Source organism: Nocardioides hwasunensis (assembly GCF_014779665.1).
GTDB lineage: Bacteria > Actinomycetota > Actinomycetes > Propionibacteriales > Nocardioidaceae > Nocardioides > Nocardioides hwasunensis.
This window is the reverse complement of record NZ_JACXYY010000003.1, coordinates 169,441-187,767: the sequence shown is the minus strand read 5'-3', so window position 1 is coordinate 187,767 and position 18,327 is coordinate 169,441. Positions and strand designations below refer to the sequence as shown.

21 protein-coding genes are annotated in these 18,327 nt (G+C 71.5%); 12 read left to right on the top strand and 9 right to left on the bottom strand.

Annotated features, from left to right (window positions below; genetic code table 11):
- Entirely contained in the window at positions 1-990 is a 990-nt protein-coding gene (sepH, locus tag IEZ25_RS08025; RefSeq protein WP_191198892.1) for a septation protein SepH, read from the bottom strand.
- 104 nt (positions 991-1,094) lie between these two features.
- Between sepH and IEZ25_RS08020 the strand changes: the two genes are divergently transcribed.
- A complete protein-coding gene (locus IEZ25_RS08020; protein ID WP_191198891.1) occupies positions 1,095-1,730 on the top strand; it encodes a trimeric intracellular cation channel family protein in 636 nt (211 codons plus the stop codon).
- Between the two features lie 31 nt (positions 1,731-1,761).
- Here IEZ25_RS08020 and IEZ25_RS08015 read toward each other — a convergent pair whose 3' ends face one another.
- Both IEZ25_RS08015 and IEZ25_RS08010 read right to left on the bottom strand, forming a co-directional pair.
- Complete coding sequence (locus tag IEZ25_RS08015) at positions 1,762-2,784, bottom strand: chitinase (protein WP_191198890.1); 1,023 nt, start codon at positions 2,782-2,784, stop codon at positions 1,762-1,764.
- A 154-nt stretch (positions 2,785-2,938) separates the two neighbouring features.
- Entirely contained in the window at positions 2,939-4,273 is a 1,335-nt protein-coding gene (locus IEZ25_RS08010) for a D-arabinono-1,4-lactone oxidase (protein WP_191198889.1), read from the bottom strand.
- Positions 4,274-4,304: 31 nt separating this feature from the next.
- Here IEZ25_RS08010 and IEZ25_RS08005 point away from each other — a divergent pair, with 31 nt between their 5' ends.
- The 3 genes from IEZ25_RS08005 to IEZ25_RS07995 all read left to right on the top strand — a co-directional run bounded on the left by IEZ25_RS08005 (position 4,305) and on the right by IEZ25_RS07995 (position 6,742).
- A complete protein-coding gene (locus IEZ25_RS08005) occupies positions 4,305-5,420 on the top strand; it encodes a ferrochelatase (protein WP_191198888.1) in 1,116 nt (371 codons plus the stop codon).
- Positions 5,417-6,226 carry an inositol monophosphatase family protein gene (locus tag IEZ25_RS08000; protein ID WP_191198887.1) on the top strand — a complete coding sequence of 270 codons (810 nt, stop codon included), beginning with the start codon at positions 5,417-5,419 and terminating at the stop codon, positions 6,224-6,226. Before IEZ25_RS08005 ends, IEZ25_RS08000 begins: the two co-directional genes overlap by 4 nt.
- Positions 6,227-6,451: 225 nt before the next feature.
- The gene (locus tag IEZ25_RS07995) at positions 6,452-6,742 is read left to right on the top strand and encodes a DUF4193 domain-containing protein (protein WP_056600397.1); all 291 of its coding nucleotides are present in this window, start codon (positions 6,452-6,454) and stop codon (positions 6,740-6,742) included.
- 85 nt (positions 6,743-6,827) lie between these two features.
- Here the strand turns inward: IEZ25_RS07995 and IEZ25_RS07990 are convergent, their stop codons facing one another.
- The 3 genes from IEZ25_RS07990 to IEZ25_RS07980 all read right to left on the bottom strand — a co-directional run bounded on the left by IEZ25_RS07990 (position 6,828) and on the right by IEZ25_RS07980 (position 8,790).
- The gene (locus IEZ25_RS07990; protein ID WP_191198886.1) at positions 6,828-7,493 is read right to left on the bottom strand and encodes a helix-turn-helix domain-containing protein; all 666 of its coding nucleotides are present in this window, start codon (positions 7,491-7,493) and stop codon (positions 6,828-6,830) included.
- A gap of 522 nt (positions 7,494-8,015) precedes the next feature.
- Positions 8,016-8,321: a DUF4235 domain-containing protein gene (locus tag IEZ25_RS07985; protein ID WP_191198885.1), complete on the bottom strand. Its 306-nt coding sequence runs from the start codon at positions 8,319-8,321 to the stop codon at positions 8,016-8,018.
- A gap of 10 nt (positions 8,322-8,331) precedes the next feature.
- Positions 8,332-8,790 carry a DUF3093 domain-containing protein gene (locus IEZ25_RS07980; RefSeq protein ID WP_191198884.1) on the bottom strand — a complete coding sequence of 153 codons (459 nt, stop codon included), beginning with the start codon at positions 8,788-8,790 and terminating at the stop codon, positions 8,332-8,334.
- A gap of 96 nt (positions 8,791-8,886) precedes the next feature.
- Here IEZ25_RS07980 and dut point away from each other — a divergent pair, with 96 nt between their 5' ends.
- The 4 genes from dut to IEZ25_RS07960 are packed head-to-tail and all read left to right on the top strand — an operon-like array spanning position 8,887 to position 11,106.
- Positions 8,887-9,324, top strand: coding sequence for a dUTP diphosphatase (gene dut / locus IEZ25_RS07975; protein WP_318152152.1), 438 nt, complete (start codon positions 8,887-8,889; stop codon positions 9,322-9,324).
- A gap of 28 nt (positions 9,325-9,352) precedes the next feature.
- Positions 9,353-9,979 (top strand): DUF3710 domain-containing protein, encoded by a 627-nt coding sequence (locus IEZ25_RS07970; RefSeq protein WP_191198882.1) that lies wholly within the window; start codon positions 9,353-9,355, stop codon positions 9,977-9,979.
- Between the two features lie 3 nt (positions 9,980-9,982).
- Entirely contained in the window at positions 9,983-10,354 is a 372-nt protein-coding gene (locus IEZ25_RS07965; protein ID WP_191198881.1) for an OB-fold nucleic acid binding domain-containing protein, read from the top strand.
- Entirely contained in the window at positions 10,351-11,106 is a 756-nt protein-coding gene (locus IEZ25_RS07960) for a DUF3159 domain-containing protein (protein ID WP_318152106.1), read from the top strand. Before IEZ25_RS07965 ends, IEZ25_RS07960 begins: the two co-directional genes overlap by 4 nt.
- Positions 11,107-11,113: 7 nt before the next feature.
- Here IEZ25_RS07960 and IEZ25_RS07955 read toward each other — a convergent pair whose 3' ends face one another.
- Together IEZ25_RS07955 and IEZ25_RS07950 are read right to left on the bottom strand one after the other, a co-directional pair.
- The gene (locus tag IEZ25_RS07955; RefSeq protein ID WP_191198880.1) at positions 11,114-11,779 is read right to left on the bottom strand and encodes a potassium channel family protein; all 666 of its coding nucleotides are present in this window, start codon (positions 11,777-11,779) and stop codon (positions 11,114-11,116) included.
- Between the two features lie 44 nt (positions 11,780-11,823).
- Entirely contained in the window at positions 11,824-12,486 is a 663-nt protein-coding gene (locus IEZ25_RS07950) for a potassium channel family protein (RefSeq protein ID WP_191198879.1), read from the bottom strand.
- A 56-nt stretch (positions 12,487-12,542) separates the two neighbouring features.
- Between IEZ25_RS07950 and IEZ25_RS07945 the strand changes: the two genes are divergently transcribed.
- Genes IEZ25_RS07945 through IEZ25_RS07930 form a run of 4 tightly spaced genes read left to right on the top strand, consistent with a single transcriptional unit; the run spans position 12,543 to position 17,724 of the window.
- On the top strand, positions 12,543-14,594 hold the full coding sequence (locus IEZ25_RS07945; RefSeq protein ID WP_191198878.1) for an APC family permease: 2,052 nt from the start codon (positions 12,543-12,545) through the stop codon (positions 14,592-14,594).
- Positions 14,591-15,835, top strand: a complete 1,245-nt coding sequence (locus IEZ25_RS07940; RefSeq protein ID WP_191198877.1) for a class I SAM-dependent RNA methyltransferase — start codon at positions 14,591-14,593, stop codon at positions 15,833-15,835. The genes IEZ25_RS07945 and IEZ25_RS07940 overlap by 4 nt, the downstream gene beginning before the upstream one ends.
- 10 nt (positions 15,836-15,845) lie before the next feature.
- Entirely contained in the window at positions 15,846-17,348 is a 1,503-nt protein-coding gene (locus tag IEZ25_RS07935) for a hypothetical protein (RefSeq protein WP_191198876.1), read from the top strand.
- 19 nt (positions 17,349-17,367) lie between these two features.
- The gene (locus IEZ25_RS07930) at positions 17,368-17,724 is read left to right on the top strand and encodes a hypothetical protein (RefSeq protein WP_191198875.1); all 357 of its coding nucleotides are present in this window, start codon (positions 17,368-17,370) and stop codon (positions 17,722-17,724) included.
- Between the two features lie 7 nt (positions 17,725-17,731).
- Here the strand turns inward: IEZ25_RS07930 and IEZ25_RS07925 are convergent, their stop codons facing one another.
- Positions 17,732-18,265, bottom strand: coding sequence for an AAA family ATPase (locus IEZ25_RS07925; protein WP_191198874.1), 534 nt, complete (start codon positions 18,263-18,265; stop codon positions 17,732-17,734).
- Between the last annotated feature and the right edge of the window lie 62 nt (positions 18,266-18,327).

Genomic DNA, 18,327 nt, shown 5'->3' with positions numbered 1-18,327 from the left:
TCAGTCGCTCTTCCCGCCGCCGAACATGATCTCGTCCCAGCTCGGCACCGACGCACGGCCGCGCTTCTTCGCGGGGCGGCGGGGCTCCGGCGCCTCGGCCGCGGCCTCCTCGGCCGGAGGGTCGTCGGCCTCCGCTGCCGTGCCCGACTCGGTGTCGCCAGCGACGTCGGCCTCGGTGACGTAGGCCTCGACCGGCTGCTCCGAGCCCAGCGCGGCGTCGGACAGGTCCATCGTGGTTTCCGAGGCGGAGGCCTCGTCGGTCACCATCTCGATCGCGTCCTCGCCCAGTGCGTCGCCACGCGTCTCGCCGACCCCGTCCTGGGTCGGGTCGTCGACGGCGGTCAGCCGGCGCTGGCGAGCGACCGCGAGGTCGTCGGGCATCGGCTCCGGCGCTGAGGGCGGGGTCGAGTCGCCGACGAGCCAGCGCGCGTCCTCGTCGTCGACGGTCACGAAGTTGCCACGGGGGTCGTGGGAGAAGCTCGCCGTGCCCAGCCGGCCGGCGACGTCGAAGAGTGCCGTCAGCGTCCAGCGGCCGTCCTCGCGTCGCCAGGCGTCCCACTCGATCGACGTCGGGTCGACGTTGTGGGCGCGGAGGTGGGCGTCGACGGCGTCGCCGAGGGTGCGGGCGCCGGACTCGGCCGCCCGGCGGCGCACGGACGCGAGCTGGGCCCGCTGGGCCACGTGGGCACGCTCGGCCAGCACGGGTGCGGCGAACGGCATGATCTTCTCGACGGACGTGCCGGCCGCGTGGGCGACCGACTCGGGTGACTCTCCCGCACGGATGCGCGTCTGGATGTCACGGGGACGCAGGCTTGATTCCATCGGGATCTCCAACTGGCCGTTCGAGTGGGTGCCGTTGCTCGCGGGCGGGCCCGGGAGGGCGCGACGGAGCTTGGCGTCGATCACCAGGAAGTGCTCCTGGCCCGCCTCGTCCACCAGCAGCAGGCGCTTGCCGTCCCCGCTGCGTCCGGTGAACGTCAGCTTGGCCATGGACGGCGGGCTCCTGCCTGAGGGTGGTCGAAGGTCTCGGACGAGCCTACGTCAGCAGGGTCCCCCGATCCGGCTAGGACCGCGGCGCGCCCTACGCTTCGGATGTGCTCGACACGGACCACGTCACCACGCTTGTGGTGCTCGACCTCATCGGCATCTTCGTCTTCTCGGTGACCGGTGCCCTGGTGGCCGTCCGCAAGCACCTCGACCTCTTCGCCGCGACGGTCCTCGCAGGCGTGACGGGGCTCGGCGGCGGGTTCATCCGCGACGTCCTGATCGGTGCCACTCCGCCGGCGGCGCTGGCGGACTGGCGCTACCTGCTGGTCCCCGCGACGGCGGGCGTGATCACGTTCTTCTTCCACCCCGCGATCGGCCGGGTGGAGCGCGTGGTCACGCTGTTCGACGCCTTCGGGCTCGCTCTCTTCTGCGTGACCGGCGCGCTCAAGGCCGTCGAGTACGGGCTCGGTCCGCTCCCCGCCGCGCTGCTGGGGATGGTCACCGGCATCGGGGGAGGGATCATGCGCGACGTGCTGGCCGGTCGGGTGCCAGTGATCTTCGAGGGGGCGCTGTACGCCACCCCGGCGCTCGCCGGCGCCGCGGTGGTGGTCCTCCTCGACGGGGTCGGCGTACCACTGGGCGTGGTCGTGGTCGCGGGGTTCGGCATGTGCCTGGGCTGGCGGCTGCTCGCGCTCGTCCGGGGCTGGCAGGCACCACTGCCCAAGGGGCCCGCCAACGTGTGACGGACCCCCGGCGGTGGACGCTACGGCCCGGTCACGGAAGCGTGTCGAGGTGCGCGCCGACCGTCTGCGCGAAGTCGTAGCCGTTGGTGGCGTCCCAGTTGATCGACCACGTCATCACGCCGCGGATCGTCGGGTGGGTCTCGGCGGGCTGGTAGCTCCCGCACCGCTCGCCGGTCGCGAGGCAGTCGAGCGCCTGGTTGACCACGTCGGGGGAGACGTAGCCGCTGCCGGCGGCCTGCGGGGTCGCCGGCAGTCCTAGCCCGACCTGGTCGGCACGCAGGTGGCCGTCGAGCAGGATGTCGGCGAGGGCGGTCTGGAAGTCGACCGTGCCGGCGCTGTAGACCTTGCCGTCGCGACCGAGCATGCTGCCGGAGTTGTAGTACTGCGTGTTGACGACCGTGATCAGGTCGGCGACCTGGTCGATCAGCGCGAGGTAGGAGCCGCCGGGCTGCACGTAGATGGTCTCCGGCGCCATGGTGAGGACGTAGCCGGGCCGCTGGGCCTCGATCTCGCGCAGCGCCTCGGTCATGTGCTCGAGGTTCGGCGCGTTCTCCAGGTCGATGTCGACGCCGTCGAAGCCGTACTCGTCCATCAGGGCGATGGTGGTCTCGGCGAACGCCTCGCCGGCCGCTGCGTCGTCGAGGTGCACGGTGCCGTTCTGGCCGCCGACGGAGATGACGACCTGGCGCCCCTCGGACTGCAGGGCCGCGACGTCGGCCTTGAACGCATCCTCGTCGTAGCCACCGAGCCCGGAGGTCACGTCGGGGTCGAGGGTGAAGTCGATCGCGCCCGCGCGGGTCGGCACCGCGTCGGCGAACGCCACGGCGACGATGCCGTAGTCGTCGGGGACGTCGGCCAGTCGCAGCACGCCGGATCCGTTGTCGAAGTTGTGCCAGTAGCCGGTGAGCACGTGCGCGCGTACGTCGGCGGCGGCCCCGGACGGGGTCGCCCGGTCCACGGCGACCGCCGGGGCGCCGACCGAGGTCAGGGCGCCGACGGCCACGGCCAGTGCGGCGGCGACGGCGGTGCGGGTGAGTCGAGGTGCCGGGCTCATGAGGTCCTCCTGGTGGTGCGTCCGAGACGGAGTTGGTTCAGTGAGATAACAAACCCTTCGCCTCGACGGTACGCGCAGCGCCCCGCTGCCGGAAGGTGTAGGTGACCAGCCGATTCGTGCGGACTCGGTGAATAGTCGACGCCGCGGTCGTCGGTCAGTCGCCGAGGACGCGCCGGAGGTAGGCGTTGGCGAACAGCCGGTCGGGGTCGAGCCGCTCGCGCACGGCCAGGAAGTCGTCGAAGCGGTCGTAGACCGGGGCGAGGTCCGCGGCCGTGAGCGTGTGGAGCTTGCCCCAGTGCGGACGTCCGCCCGCCTCGCGCAGGATGGGCTCGAGGCCGCCGAAGCAGGCGGCGTGGTCGGTGTCCGCCGGGACGTGGAAGGCGAGGTAGAAGCTGTCGCGACCGTGCGAGGTCGACAGCGGCACGTCGTCGGCCGGCGCGGTGCGGATCTCGACCGGGAAGGCGATGCGCCAGTCGCTCGCCTCGATCCTGCGGCGGCACTCGCGCAGGACGTCGAGACCGACCTCGCGCGGCACGGCGTACTCCATCTCGCGGAAGCGGACCCGGCGCGGGGAGACGAAGACCCGGTGCGCGAGGTCGCTGTAGCGCCGCTCGGACAGCGCCCGGCCGGCGATCCGGTTGATCGGCCGGACCAGGCCGGGCACCCGCGTGCCGATCCGGCAGAGGCCGCCGAAGACCGTGTTGGGGAGGAGCTCGTCCTCGCGCCAGGCCGCGAACCGCGACGGCGGCTGCTGCTCGCCCGGCTCGAGATCGGTGCGCACGTTCTGCTTCACCATCATCTGGTCGGTGTGGGGGAACCAGTACATGTCGACGTGGTGCGCCGCGCCGACCATCTCGTCGTACGTCGCGAGAGCTCGGTCCCACGTCATCGGCTGCTCGTGCGCCTCGACCACGAAGAGCGGCTCGACCCGGAAGGTGAGGCTGGTCAGGATGCCGAGCGCACCGAGACCGACCCGGGCGACGTCGAAGACGTCGGGATCCTCCGCGGCGGAGGCGCGGACGACCTCTCCCGTGCCGGTGACGAGCTCGAGACCGGCCAGCTGCGCGGCCAGCCCGGCAGCGACGCCCCCCGTGCCGTGGGTGCCCGTCGACGTGGCGCCGGCCAGGGTCTGCTCGGCGATGTCGCCCATGTTGTGCAGGGAGAGGCCGAGGCGCTCCAGGGCGAGGTTGAGCTCCTTGAGCGGCGTCCCGGCTCCGGCGGTGACGGTCATCGCCTCGCGATCGACCGCCTGGATGCCGGTCAGGCCCTCGGGCCGCAGCAGCGTGTGCTCGGGTGCCGCGATGCCGGTGAAGCTGTGCCCGGTGCCGGTCATCTTCACCGTGGCACCCCGCTCGCGCGTGCGGCGGACGACGTCGACGACCGCCTCCACCGACGCGGGGGTCTCGACGTGCCGCGGCACCGCCTTCTCGAGGCCGGACCAGTTGCGCCAGACGTGGCCGTGGAGAGGCGACGGGACGGGGGAGGTCATGCGCTGCACGCTAGGTCATACGCTGGCGTCCATGAACCCCCCGGGCCACCCCGACGTGACGCCGTACGACGCCCTCCTGGTCCTCTCCTTCGGAGGCCCCGAGAAGCCCGAGGACGTGGTGCCGTTCCTCGAGAACGTGACCCGCGGCAGGGGGATCCCGCGCGAGCGGCTCGAGCAGGTGGGCGAGCACTACTTCCTCTTCGGCGGCAAGAGCCCGATCAACGACCAGAACCGTGCGCTGATCACGGAGATCGAGAAGGACCTCGCCGACCACGGCATCGACCTGCCGGTCTACTTCGGCAACCGCAACTGGGACCCCTACCTCGCCGACGCGCTCGCGCAGATGGTGGCCGACGGGGTACAGCGGGCCGCGGTCTTCACCACCTCGGCGTACTCGTCGTGGTCGTCGTGCCGGCAGTACCGCGAGAACCTCGCCGACGCCGTCGCCGAGACGCCGGGCGCGCCCCGCCTCGACCGGCTCCGGCAGTACTACAACCACCCCGGGTTCATCGAGCCCGTCGTGGACGCCTGCCTGCGGGCCCTCGACGAGCTCCCCAGCCACGGTGACTCGGCCCGGCTCGTCTTCGTCACGCACTCCATCCCGACCGAGATGGCCGAGACCAGCGGTTCCGAGGACCCGGCCGGTCAGCCGAGGCCGGCGTACGTTCCGCAGCACCGCAGCGCGGTCGACGAGGTCGCCCGACGCGTCAACGCGGCGACGGGGCGCGCGCACCGGCACGACCTCGTCTACTGCTCACGCTCAGGTGCACCTTCGACGCCGTGGCTCGAGCCCGACGTCAACGACCACCTCGAGGAGCTCGCGACCGATGGCGTCGACCAGGTCGTGATGGTGCCGATCGGCTTTGTGTCAGATCACATGGAGGTCATCTACGACCTCGACACCGAGGCGATGGCGACGGCCGAGCGGCTCGGGATCCGGGCTGTGCGGGCGGCGACCGCCGGCACCGACGCGCGGTTCGTGGCGATGGTGCGCGACCTCGTGCTGGAGCGCGCGGCGGCCGAGCGCGGCGCCGAGCCTTCGCGCCCTGCCGTCGGGTCCCTGCCGCCCGGGCCAGACCTGTGCGGCGTCGGGTGCTGCCCCAACGCCAAGGGGCCTCGCCCGGCCCTGTGCGGGCGTGACTCGTGAGCGCAGGCCCCGACGAGCTGCGTGACATCGCGCTCGCCGTCGGGCGCGAGGCGGCCGTGCTGGCGCGTGCGATGCGCGAGGAGGGCGTCGACGTCGCCGACACCAAGTCCAGTGGCACCGACGTCGTGACCAGGGCCGACCGGGCCGTCGAGGACCTGCTGCGCCGGCGCATCCTCGAGCAGCGCCCCGACGACTCGATCCTCGGCGAGGAGGGTGACGACCACGCGGGCACCAGCGGCGTGCGGTGGATCGTCGACCCCATCGACGGCACCGTCAACTACCTCTACGGCCTGCGTGACTGCGCGGTCTCGGTCGCCGCCGAGCGTGACGGTGAGCTGGTGGCGGGAGCGGTGGTCGGCATCGGCGCCCCGGTCGAGTACGCCGCCGCAACGGGCCACGGTGCGACCCGCGACGGCCAGCCCATCTCCGTGCGGCCCGACACTCCTGTGGGGCAGCGACTGGTCCACACCGGCTTCGGCTACCGCGCCGAGGTCCGCGCGCACCAGTCCGCGTGCCTTGCCAGGCTGCTGCCGCAGGTGCGCGACATCCGTCGCTTCGGCTCGGCGGCCCTCGACATCTGCCACGTCGCGGACGGCTCCGGGGACGCCTACGTCGAGGAGGGCCCGATGCCCTGGGACTGGTCGGCGGCGGCGGTCGTGCTGCGCGAGGCCGGTGGTCGGTTCGGTGTCCTGCCCGGCACGATGGCCCTGGAGGGCTGGCCCGCCGAGAGTGTCGTGGTCGCGACCCCGGCCGACGGGTGGGACGCCTTCGTCGGGCTGCTTCGTGAGGCGGGCTTCCTCGCCTGACGTCGCGGCGATGAGGCGGTCCGGGATCGCCCGAACAGGTGGTCGGAACCACCTTTCGCGAGCGGGAATAGCGAGACGTGGCCCACTGTTCATGCGACACGTCGCGGACCGGCTCACCACGGAGCCTGTTCATGGTGCACAATCTGGCGCCGACGACGAGCACAACTGGTCTCAGCTCCGCCGCGACCCGGCGGACGCGAGCCACAGCATGGGGAGAGGGATTCGATGGCTACCGATTACGACGCACCGCGCAAGTCCGAGGAGGACCAGAGCGAGGAGAGCATCGAGGAGCTCAAGGCCCGACGCCACGACAAGAACTCCGGCAAGGTCGACGAGGACGAGACCGAGGCGGCCGAGTCCTTCGAGCTCCCCGGTGCCGATCTCTCGCACGAAGAGCTTGCGGTGGAGGTCATGCCGCGGCAGGACGACGAGTTCACCTGCATGAGCTGCTTCCTGGTGCACCACCGGTCGCAGCTGGCGGATGAGAAGAAGCTCATCTGCCGCGACTGCATCTGACGTTTCACGGCATCTGAGAAGGCACCACCTCGAACGCGTCAGCGCTCGTTCCCCGCAAGGGGACGGGCGCTGTGTCGTGTCCGTCTCAGGCCGCATCCCCTCGCAGGCGACGCTCGTCGCGCTCCCGGAGCTCGCGCAGGCGGTCCGCGCGCACCTCCTCGAGGTGCATCGCCTCCGCCACCTGCTGGTGGAGCGCGGGGTGATCGTCGGGGGTGCCCCACAACGTGCGCTCGCGCTCCTTGAAGTACGCCGACGTGGAGTAGCTGATCGCCGGGTCCTTCCTCGCCCGTGACCGGTCCCGCCAGGTGAACCGCTCGATCGTCGACCTCTTCAGCGCCGACCTCGGTATCCACCACCCGGTCACCCGCAGGTCCGTGTGCGCGGGGTAGCGGCTGCCGCCGTGCTTCCTGACGCCGTCGGCGCGCATCGGCTCCACCTGCTCGCCGGTCTCCTCGTCGGAGAAGGTCACCTCGAGCCGAGCCATCCGGAGCAGCCGCTCCAGGACCGTCGCACGCGGACTGGTGCGAGCGGTCTCCCACCGGGCGACCACCGACTGGGACACCCCGAGAAGCGCCGCCAGCCCGCGCTGGGACACGTCGAGGATCCGCCTGATGCGGCGTACGAGCCCCGGTATCCCGCCCGGGAACGGACCCATCCGCCAGTACTCCCGCTCCTCCTCGCTCCAGTTGGCCATCGAGTCCCACGTCGTCGGGTCGATGTCTGTCGGATCCTGGTCGTCGGGATGGCTCATGGTCGTGCCTCCTCCGGGTCGGTCACGCGAGCAGTCGCACCGCGTCGTACGCCATCCCACGACAGCGATCCGACATCCGAGAGCCGTCCTCCACAACCGGCCCACACGACCCTCGGAGCGGCGGGCTGTGGACACTGCGTGGCCCGCGATGGCGTCGCCCGGCGTCTCCGTACCCGCCTCCGCGGCCACTGGCCGGTGAGTCGCTGACGGACTCACGACTCGGGGGAGCGGCCGCAGGTCGCGTCCGGGCCGTGAGTCGCTCAGAGACTCACTGGCGAGTGGCGGCGGGCGTCGACGGCACGTCTGGACCATGAGTCTCTCGGAGACTCAACGACCAGTGGCGCGGTGAGGCTGCGCGACAACGGCGGCCAACGCAGACTCGACCGCCGTTGCGGCGCGACCGGGGTTGCCGGGCAGGCGCGTGCCTCCGGTGGGCGCGGTCGAGCCGGCGGGAGCAGTTCGCGCAGGTCAGGCACCTGCGAGGCCGGACCGGCAGACCGGCCAACCGACAGACCGGCAGGCCTAGCGGGCGCGCTGGCCGTCCTTCTGCAGCTGCCCGGGGAGGTGACCGGTGGAGCGGGCGTAGTAGTGGGCCGCGCGGCGGGTGGCGAGCATCCGGGCCACGCCGATCAGCGTGCCGCTGAGGGTCGCCCACATGACCGCCTCACCGATGCTGACGTCGGGGTCGGCCGGGTTCTCCGGCGGCTTCTTGCCCGTCGCGGCCTGCCAGGAGGTGTTGAGGGCCTTCTTGGCGACTGCCGCCGCACCGATGGCGGCGATGAGGGAGAACGCCGAGTAGAACTTGCTGTTCGAGTCCTTGGAGGCCATGCGACCCACCCTACCCAGCGGTCGAGCCGGTCCGCCCCGCCTCCAGGGCTGAGACGAGCGCATCGGGCCGTCGGCAGCTCACGAGCCAGTAGGGCGCGGGATCGGCAGGGTCGGTGATGTCGACACGCACGCCGCGCTTCACGTAGGGACGGAGCAGCAGGTAGGCCCGTGCGTCGGCGTCCACACCGGCCTGTCGGCGTACGCCCTCCGCGTCGAGGGGGGTGACCTCACCGACGTGCGTCAAGGAGATGTGCGCCCGACCGGCGCGGAAGGTGGACCCGTCGACGGCCACGCGCGCACGGCCGTAGGAGGTGAAGAGCGCCACCATGAGGCCCAGCGCCACCACGGTCGTGGACCAGGCGAAGATGCCGGGCACGGCGACGACGAGGGCCAGCCACAACGACGCCACGAGCATCGTGCCCTGCGCCCACCATCGCAGCGGGACGGTGAGGCGTTCGGCGTAGTCCACGGCGCAGAGCCTATAGATTCACCTCCCGTGCCCGACCACGACCTCGACCACGACCGTGACGATGACCGCGACCATGACCGTGATCACGACCTCGACATCGCCGTCGTCCGGCTCGATCCCGACCTGCCGCTGCCGTCCTACGCGCACCCGGGAGACGCGGGCGCGGACCTGCACACCACGGTCGACGTGACCCTCGGCCCCGGCGAGCGCGCGCTGGTCCCTACCGGCCTGTCGATCGCCCTGCCCGACGGCTACGTCGCGCTGGTCCACCCGAGGTCCGGCCTCGCGGCCCGGCACGGGTTGTCGATCGTCAACACCCCCGGCACCGTGGACGCGGGCTACCGCGGCGAGATCAAGGTGATGCTGATCAACCACGACCCCGTCGAGGCGGTCTCGCTGAGCCGCGGTGACCGGATCGCCCAGCTGGTCATCCAGCGGTTCGAGCGGGCCCGGTTCGTCGAGGTGGGGGTGCTGCCGGACTCGGTGCGGGGTTCCGGGGGCTACGGTTCTACAGGTACCGGCTCACGTCCCTGAGCCGGTTCGCGACCAAGGAGAAGCTGACGTGAAGTTCCGCCGCAAGGCAGAGGCCACCGATTCCGCTGCGACCGCTGAGGAGGCCTCACCCGACGCCCCCGCGGACACCCGTGTCGGGCCGTTCGACGTCTCGGAGGTCGAGGGCGACGAGATCGACCGCGCCGACCTCGGCTCGGTCCTCGTGCCGGCGATCGCCGATCGGGAGCTCCGCCTGCAGGTCGACGAGCAGAGCGGCCAGGTCCGGTCGGTCATGCTGGCCGGGTCCGACGGCGCGTGCGAGTTCCAGGCCTTCGCAGCACCCAGGCACGGCGACCTGTGGTCCGACGTCCGGCCGCAGATCGCGGAGGACATGGTCCGTCGCGGAGGCCAGGTCACCGAGCGCGAGGGTCGCTGGGGCACCGAGCTGCTGTGCCAGGTCCCGGTCAAGCGTCCCGACGGCACCGACGCCGTCCAGCCGTCCCGCATCATCGGCATCAACGGCGACCGCTGGATGCTGCGCGCCTCCTTCCTCGGCCGCCCGGCCCTCGAGCCGGAGGAGACCTCGGAGTGGGAGGACGCGCTCGCCCAGGTCGTCGTACGCCGGGGCGAGGGTGCGATGCCGGTCGGAGAGCCGTTGCCCGTGACGTTGCCGGACGACGCCCGCCGGGTGCGGTGAGCCATGGCCGAGAAGAGTCGCCTGCGCCAGGCCCTCTCCAAGTGGGCGGACAGCTCCGACCAGAACCAGCGGGACCTGCGTGAGTCCCTGAAGTCCGGCGACCACGGCGAGGCCGTTGCGATCGCGGATGCTCCCGAGCGGGAGCACGTCGTGGTGAGCGGTGTGCTGCGCACGGTGACGCTCCGCCCGCGAGGCGGCGTCCCGGCCCTCGAGGCCGAGCTGGACGACGGCTCGGGCGTGATCACCGTCGTGTGGCTGGGCCGCCGTCGGATCACGGGAGTCGATCCCGGTCGGTCGGTGGTGGTGGCGGGCTGCATCGGACGACAGAGCGACGTACCTCTCATGTTCAACCCCCGCTACGAGCTGCGCCCGTGACGGACCCGAAGCCGGCTGACGAGGCCCAGACCGACGAGGCTCGCGAGCCCGCGAAGGCGGCCGCTGACACCGACACCGTCGAGGCCGTCGTGCGCCAGCAGCTCTCCAAGGCCCTGGGCGGTCGACGGGGCATGGCCGAGGCGGCCGTCCCGACGATCCTGTTCACCGCCACCTGGCTCACGATGCGCGACCTCCAGCTCGCGCTCTACGTGAGCATCGGCGCGGCGCTGGTGCTGCTGGCGATCCGCCTGGTGCAGCGCTCGACGGTGCAGTTCGTCGTCAACGCTCTCTTCGGGATCGGCATCGGCTGGTTCTTCGTCCATCGCTCGGCGTCAGCGGGTGGCTCGGAGCAGGACCAGGCCCTGGCCTACTTCCTGCCCGGGATCCTCTACAACGGCGGGTACGCCGTCGTGCTGGCGTTCACCTGCCTCATCCGCTGGCCGCTGGTGGGTTTCATGGTCGGCAGCATCACCGGCGACCCGACGGCGTGGCGCTCCGACCGGCAGATCGTGAGGCTGTGCAGCCGGCTGACCTGGCTCCTGGTGGCGCCGTGCATCCTCCGGGTGGCCATCCAGGCACCCATCTGGCTGGCCGGCAGCTCCGGGTCGATCGACCCCGACACCGCGGTCGCCGCGCTCGGCGTGCTGAAGATCGTGCTCGGCTGGCCGCTCCAGCTGGCCGCGCTCGGCTCGATGGTGTGGCTGCTTTCGCGCAACCGGACCCCGGTGGCGGCGGAGGCCGCACCGGCCTGAGCGACCCTCAGTGGTGGCCGGGGGAGAGCAGCTGCTCGAGCTCGGCCTCGACCTCGGCCGGCACCACGAACAGCAGCTCGTCGCCGGACTCCAGCGGCTGCTCCGCCTCGGGCGTGTAGACCTGCCCGTCGCGCAGGATCGTGACGAGGGCGCAGTTGTCCGGGAACGGGACGAGCCCGGCCGGCGTGCCGACGAAGGGGGAGTCCGCGGACAGGGTGAGCTCCACCAGGTTGGCGTTGCCCTGGCGGAAGGTGAAGAGACGGACCAGGTCACCGATCGAGACGGCCTCCTCGACCAGCGCGGACATGATGCGCGGGGTGGAGACGTTGACGTCGACGCCCCAGGCCTCGGTGAAGAGCCACTCGTTGTTGGGGTGGTTCACCCGGCCGACGGTCCGCGGCACACCGAACTCCGTCTTCGCGAGGAGCGAGGTGACCAGGTTGGCCTTGTCGTCGCCGGTCGCGGCGATGACGACGTCGCACTTGCCGAGCTGGGCCTCAGCCAGTGAGGACAGCTCGCACGAGTCGGCCAGCAGCCACTCGGCGTTGGGGACGCGCTCGGGGCGGATCGAGGACGGGTTCTTGTCGATGAGCAGGACCTGGTGGCCGTTCTCGATCAGCTCGCGGGCGATCGATCGACCCACGGCCCCGGCTCCGGCGATGGCGACGCGCATGTGTGCAGTGCTCCTGGCTCAGGGTCTGTGGTCGGTGGGCGGGGTCAGTCGGCTTCGGGGCCGGACTCGAGGACGGCGTAGGCGTGGGCGGCGTTCTCCTCGCGCATGACGAGGTGGAGCATGTCGCCCTCCTGCAGCACCGTCTCCCGGGTCGGGAGCATGCCTTCGCCCAGCCGGTCGATCCAGGCGATGCGGCTGCGCGACTGCATCTGGAACTCGACCGTCCGGTTGCCGATCCAGGCCTCCGGGATCGGGACGTGGTCGACGCGGATCGTGCCGGACGGGTCGCGGAAGTCCGGCTCGGCGCCGGCCGGGAGCAGTCGGCGCAGGATCTGGTCGGCGGTCCACTTGACCGTCGCGACCGTCGTGATGCCGAGGCGCTGGTAGACCTCGGCGCGGCCGGGGTCGTAGATGCGGGCGACGACCTGCTGCAGGCCGAACGTCTCCCGGGCGACGCGGGCGGCGATGATGTTGGAGTTGTCTCCGCTCGAGACCGCGGCGAAGGCGTCGGCGCGGCGGATGCCCGCCTTCTCCAGCACCTGCTGGTCGAAGCCGTAGCCGGTGACCTTGTCGCCGTTGAACTCCGGTCCGAGACGTCGGAAGGCGTCGGGCTCGCTGTCGATGATCGACACGGTGTGGTTGCGGTCCTCGAGGCTCCGGGCAAGCGTCGAACCAACGCGGCCACAACCCATGATCACGACGTGCACGCCAGAACCGTATCCCAGCGGGGAGAACCGTGCTGCCGGGTCTAGGCTTCCCAACCGTGAGTGTCGGTGACGTCTCGAAGCGGATCCTGCTGGGTCGCAAGCTGCGCAGCAGCCAGCTCGGGGAGACGCTGCTCCCGAAGCGGATCGCCCTGCCGGTCTTCGCCAGCGACGCGCTGTCGTCGGTCGCCTACGCACCGGACGAGATCTTCATCATGCTGGCCGTCGCCGGTGCCTCGACCTATGTCTGGTCGTGGAAGATCGGCATCGCCGTCGCGCTCGTGATGCTGACGGTCGTCGCCAGCTATCGCCAGACCGTGCACGCCTATCCATCCGGGGGCGGCGACTACGAGGTCGCCACGGTCAACCTCGGGCGCAACGCCGGGGTGACCGTCGCGAGCGCTCTCCTGGTCGACTACGTGCTCACTGTCGCGGTGTCGATCTCCTCGGCGTCGCAGTACGCCGCAGGTGCCATCAACGGGCTGATCGGGCACGAGGCGACGATCGCGATCGTCGCCGTCATCGTCCTCGCTGCGATGAACCTGCGAGGGGTCCGCGAGTCCGGCGGCTTCTTCGCGGTCCCCACCTACCTGTTCATGGTCGCCATCCTCGGGATGTGCGCGTACGGCCTGCTGCGGCTGCTCGCCGGCGACCTGCCCCAGGCCGAGAGCGCCCAGCTCGTGATCGAGCCGCAGCCGGGGTGGGACGAGCCGCTCACCCAGGTCGGTCTGATGTTCCTGCTGGCGCGAGCCTTCTCCTCGGGCTGTGCGGCGCTGACCGGGGTCGAGGCCATCAGCAACGGCGTGCCGGCCTTCCGCAAGCCGAAGAGCCGCAACGCCGCCACCACGCTGCTGATGCTCGGCCTGATCGCGATCTCGATGATGATGAGCGTGATCGTGCTGGCCAAGCAGATGACGATCCGCTTCGTCGACCCGCACGAGCTCGACCGGCTGCGTACGGCCTCCGGTGGCGCGTTGCCGGACAGCTACGAGCAGCACCCGGTGATCGCCCAGATCGCCGCCGGGGTCTTCAACCACTTCCCGCCCGGCTTCTACTTCGTCGTCACCGTCACCGGGATCATCCTCGTGCTGGCCGCGAACACGGCGTTCAACGGCTTCCCGGTGCTCGGCTCGATCCTGGCCCAGGACGGCCTGGCTCCCCGGTCCCTGGGCTCGCGCGGCGACCGGCTGGCCTACAGCAACGGCATCGTCTTCCTCGCCGCCATGTCGATCCTGCTGATCTGGGCCTTCGATGCCGAGACCACCAAGCTCATCCAGCTCTACATCGTCGGCGTCTTCGTCTCGTTCAACCTCAGCCAGCTCGGCATGATCCGGCACTGGACCCGCCACCTGCGCACCGAGCGCGATCCCGCCGCCCGGCGCCGGATGCTGCGCTCGCGCGCGATCAACACCTTCGGTCTCGGCATGACGGCCGTCGTCCTGGTGATCGTGCTGATCACCAAGTTCGTCCACGGCGCCTGGATCACCATCCTCGCGATGGCGTTCTTCTTCATGCTGATGAAGGCGATCGGGCGCCACTACGCCCGGGTCGAGCTCGAGCTCGCGGCCGACGAGCAGGACAAGATCATGCCGACCCGCGTGCACGCCATCGTGCTGGCGTCCAAGCTCCACAAGCCGACCCTGCGCGCGCTCGCCTTCGCCCGGGCGACCCGCCCCAACGTGCTGGAGGCGATCTACGTCAGCGTCGACACGAAGGCGACCAACCGGCTGCTGGAGGAGTGGGACGACCGGCACCTCGACATCCCGCTCAAGGTCCTGCACTCGCCCTACCGCGAGGTCGTGCGCCCGATCGTCGAGTACACCCAGGAGATCCGCAACGCGAGCCCGCGCGGCGTGGTCGCGGTCTACATCCCGGAGTACGTCGTCGGCCGCTGGTGGGAGCAGCTGCTCCACAACCAGACCGCGCTGCGGCTCAAGGGCCGCCTCCTCTTCACCCCGGGCGTCATGGTGATCTCCGTGCCCTACCAGCTCCGGTCGTCCCAGGCCGCCCAGGAGCGCGAGAAGGCCAACGAGGGCCGCGTGCTCGCCGGTGACCTGCGTCGCGGCCGCGTCGGCTCGCGCTCCTCGCGCCGCCAGATCGGCGACGAGTGAGCGGCCGACGCGAAGGCAGGAGCAACCGGCCACGCAAGCCGCGCGGGCGATCGCGGGTCGGTGAGCGGTTCGAGGCCGAGGTCGGTCCCGTCGCCCACGGCGGGCACTGCGTGGTCCGACTCCCCGAGCCCGAGGCCCGGGTCGTGTTCGTGCGCCACGCGCTGCCGGGGGAGCGGGTGCTGCTCGAGATCACCGAGGGCACCGATGGCGACCGGTTCTGGCGCGGTGACGCCGTGGAGGTCCGCGAGGCCTCGCCCGACCGGGTCGCTGCACCGTGCCCGTTCTCGGGTCCCGGTCGGTGTGGGGGCTGCGACTTCCAGCACGTCGCCGTGCCCGCCCAGCGCGACCTCAAGACCGCCGTCGTCCGCGAGCAGCTGGTGCGGCTCGGACGGCTCGCGGCGGACTCACCCCTGGTGACCGGACTGCAGGTCGAGGCCGTCCCGGTCCCCGGCCGTCCCGACGACGGCCTGCGCTGGCGTACCCGGCAGAGGTACGCCGCGCTGCCGGACGGTCGCCCGGCGATGCGGGCGCACCGCTCGCACGAGCTCGTCGCGATCGACGACTGCCTGATCGCCGCCGAGGGCGCCCGGCCCCACCAGGCACCTACCGGACAGCCGGTGGTCGAGGAGGGCGCGCAGCGCCCGTCGCGAGACCCGGTCACCCACGAGGTCTCGGTCGGCGAGGCGACGTACCCCTTCAGCGTCGCGGCCGACGGCTTCTGGCAGGTCCACCCCGAGGCGCCGCGGGTGCTGGTCGAGGCCGTCCTCGACCTGCTGCGGCCGACGGCGGGGGAGCGCGCCCTCGACCTCTACGCCGGTGTCGGCCTGTTCGCCCGGTTCGTCGGCCACGCCACGGGCGCCCGCGTCGTCGCGGTCGAGGCCGACCGCACGGCGTGCCAGCACGCCCGTGCCAACCTGGCGGCGCTGAAGGCGGCCGTCGTCGAGTGCGGAGCCACCGACCACGTGCTGCGTGCAGGCTTCGACGAGCCGTTCGACCTGGTCGTGCTCGATCCGCCGCGCGAGGGCGCGAAGCGAGCCGTCGTGGAGCAGGTCGTCGACCGCCGTCCCCGCGCGGTGGCGTACGTCGCCTGCGACCCCGCCGCGCTCGGTCGGGACGTGGCGATCTTCGCCGAGCACGGCTACGAGCTGACCGCGATCCGGGCCTTCGACCTCTTCCCCATGACCCACCACGTGGAGTGCGTCGCGCTGCTCACGAGGAGCGGCCCCCGGTCCGACCCCTAGGATCGCCCGGGTGCGTCTCGTCTCGGCAGTCCTGGGCTTCGTGCTGCGGAAGGCCGGCGCGCTCGTGGTGCTGGTGCTGTCGCTGTTCGTCGGCTACCTGCTCGTCCAGGCGCTGGTCCCCGCCATCCGCGAAGCCGTCTCCGACCGGGATCGCCTGGAGCAGGTCGCGGAGGAGCGCGCAGGTCTGGAGACGGACCTGGCCCAGCTGAAGGAGGTGGCCGAAGAGCGCCGGAGCGCCGCGGTCGACTCACTACAGGCCGCCGTCGGGACGGAGCTCGACAGCAGCAGGCAGAAGGTCGCGGACCAGAAGGCGGTGCTCGAGGACCGGCTCGAGGAGGCTGACGACTGCAGTCGTCTCCGGGAGCTGGTCGAGAGCCTGCCGGTGGTGCCGAACACGTGCGAGCTCAAGGAACGCGCGGCCGAGGCGGCGCGCGAGACGCTGACCACCCTTGAGCGCGGCGTGGCCACGGCCGAGGCCCGAGCCGAGATCCTGACCGACCCGTCGTTGAGCAACCAGGAGAAGCTGTCCCGGCTCGGCGAGGGCAGCGACCTGGCCTCGACCGACCGCGAGATCGAGGACACGGAGGCGGTGCTCGGCCAGAAGAAGGCGGAGGAGCGGACGCTGGAGCAGGCCCAGGGGTCCGGCGTGGGATGGGTGGTGGACCAGTGGGCGAAGTCGTGGAAGTGGCTGGCCCTCGTCGCCCTCCTCGCGCTGGTCATGCCCGCACTGCTCCGCGTGGTCAGCTACTTCGTCCTGATGCCGGCCGTGAAGCGGGCACACCGGCCCATCCACCTGTCGGCCGGTTCCGAGGAGGGGGCGGCCCGCCTCGACACGTCCGAGGCACTCCGGACCTTGACGGTCGAGCTCGCCGACGGCGAGGTGATGTCCGCGCGGTCGGAGCACGTCCGGCCGGTGCAGGGGAGGATCAGTGGCCGGCTCCTCTACGACTGGTCGTCGCCCTTCATCAGCTTCGCGGCCGGGCTCTACGGGCTGAGCCGGGTCACGGGTGACGAGCGCGGCACCTCGGCGACGTTGTCGACTCCCGGCGATCCCGACTCGTACCTGATGCGGATCGACTTCACCGACCACCCGGGCGTGGTGATGCGACCGAGGCACGTCGTGGGCGTGATCGGCACGCCGGAGCTCGAGACGCGCTGGCGGTTCGGCATCCAGTCCTTCGCGACGTGGCAGGTGCGCTACATCCTGTTCGCGGGCACCGGCAGCCTGATCGTCCAGGGCAGCGGCGACGTCGTGGCCACCGACCCCGGGGGCCGCTCCACAAGGATGGAGCAGAACCTGGTGATGGGCTTCGACTCCCGCCTGAGCGCAGGAGTCAACCGGACCGAGGTGTTCTGGCCCTACCTGTGGGGCCGGACGCCGCTCGTCGACGACGAGTTCACCGGGATCCACCCGCTTTTCTGGCAGAAGGCGACCGCGGACGGATCCCGCAACCCGATCGCGCGGACGTTCGACGCCTTCTTCTCGGCGCTGGGCAAGGTGCTGGGCTTCTGAGTCTGGCAGGGTGGCGGGCATGGCCACCTACGAGGTGAACCCGGCCGCCGTCGGCCACGCGAGCAGGCTCATCGACGCCCGGCAGTACGTCCTCGACAGCGACTGGGGCGACGTCCAGCCCGATGCCGAGGCGCAGAACGCCTACCTCGAGAGGCACCCGTGGGAGGACTACGCCGCCTGGCACCTGGGCCTCACCCAGGGCGCGAACGACGAGACCAAGGCGCGGCACGCCTTCGGCTACGGCGACTTCCGGCGGGTCCACCGCACCGGGCTGATCGCGTGCGTCTACCGCGCGGCCGAGTGGCGCCACAAGGACGTCGAGCTCGCGGCCCACGACCTGCTGCAGCGCCTCGACCGGGTCGCCGGCATCGGCTGAGTCGCAGTCAGCGCCCGGCGAGCGCGGCCAGCTCGGCGAGCGCGGCATCGCGATCGCCCGTGTCGACGACGGGCCATCCCTCCGCGGCGGCCAGGTCGAGCAGCTGCCGGCGGCCCTCGAGGACGAGGGCATCACCGCCGCGCTCCTCGATGATGCGCGAGATCACCGCGGTGACCGGCGTGACCTCGCGCGCGTGCAGCCGGCGCAGCACAACATCCGGGTCGGCGTCCAGCACCACGCCGACGTACGACGCTCCTGCCTCCGCGGCGGCGGCCTCGAAGCGAGCGACCTGCGCGGGGGTGACGATGAGCTGGGGGAGCACCACGTCTCGGCCCGAGCGGAGGTAGGCCGTCATCAGCGCCAGGGCGGTGGCGCGGACGGCCTCGCCGGTGCCGACGAAGTCGTCCTCCCAACCCGACACCCACGACCTGAGCTCGTCGATGTCGCACAGCAGCGTGCCGGGGTGGTCGGCGGCGTGCGCGCGGGCGAGCGTCGACTTCCCGACGCCGGACGGACCGTTGAGGTGGAGGAGGGTCGCCACGCGGGAGACAGTAGCCAGGGCGTTGTCCCTGCTGTGGTATCTTGACGTCAAGATATCGCATG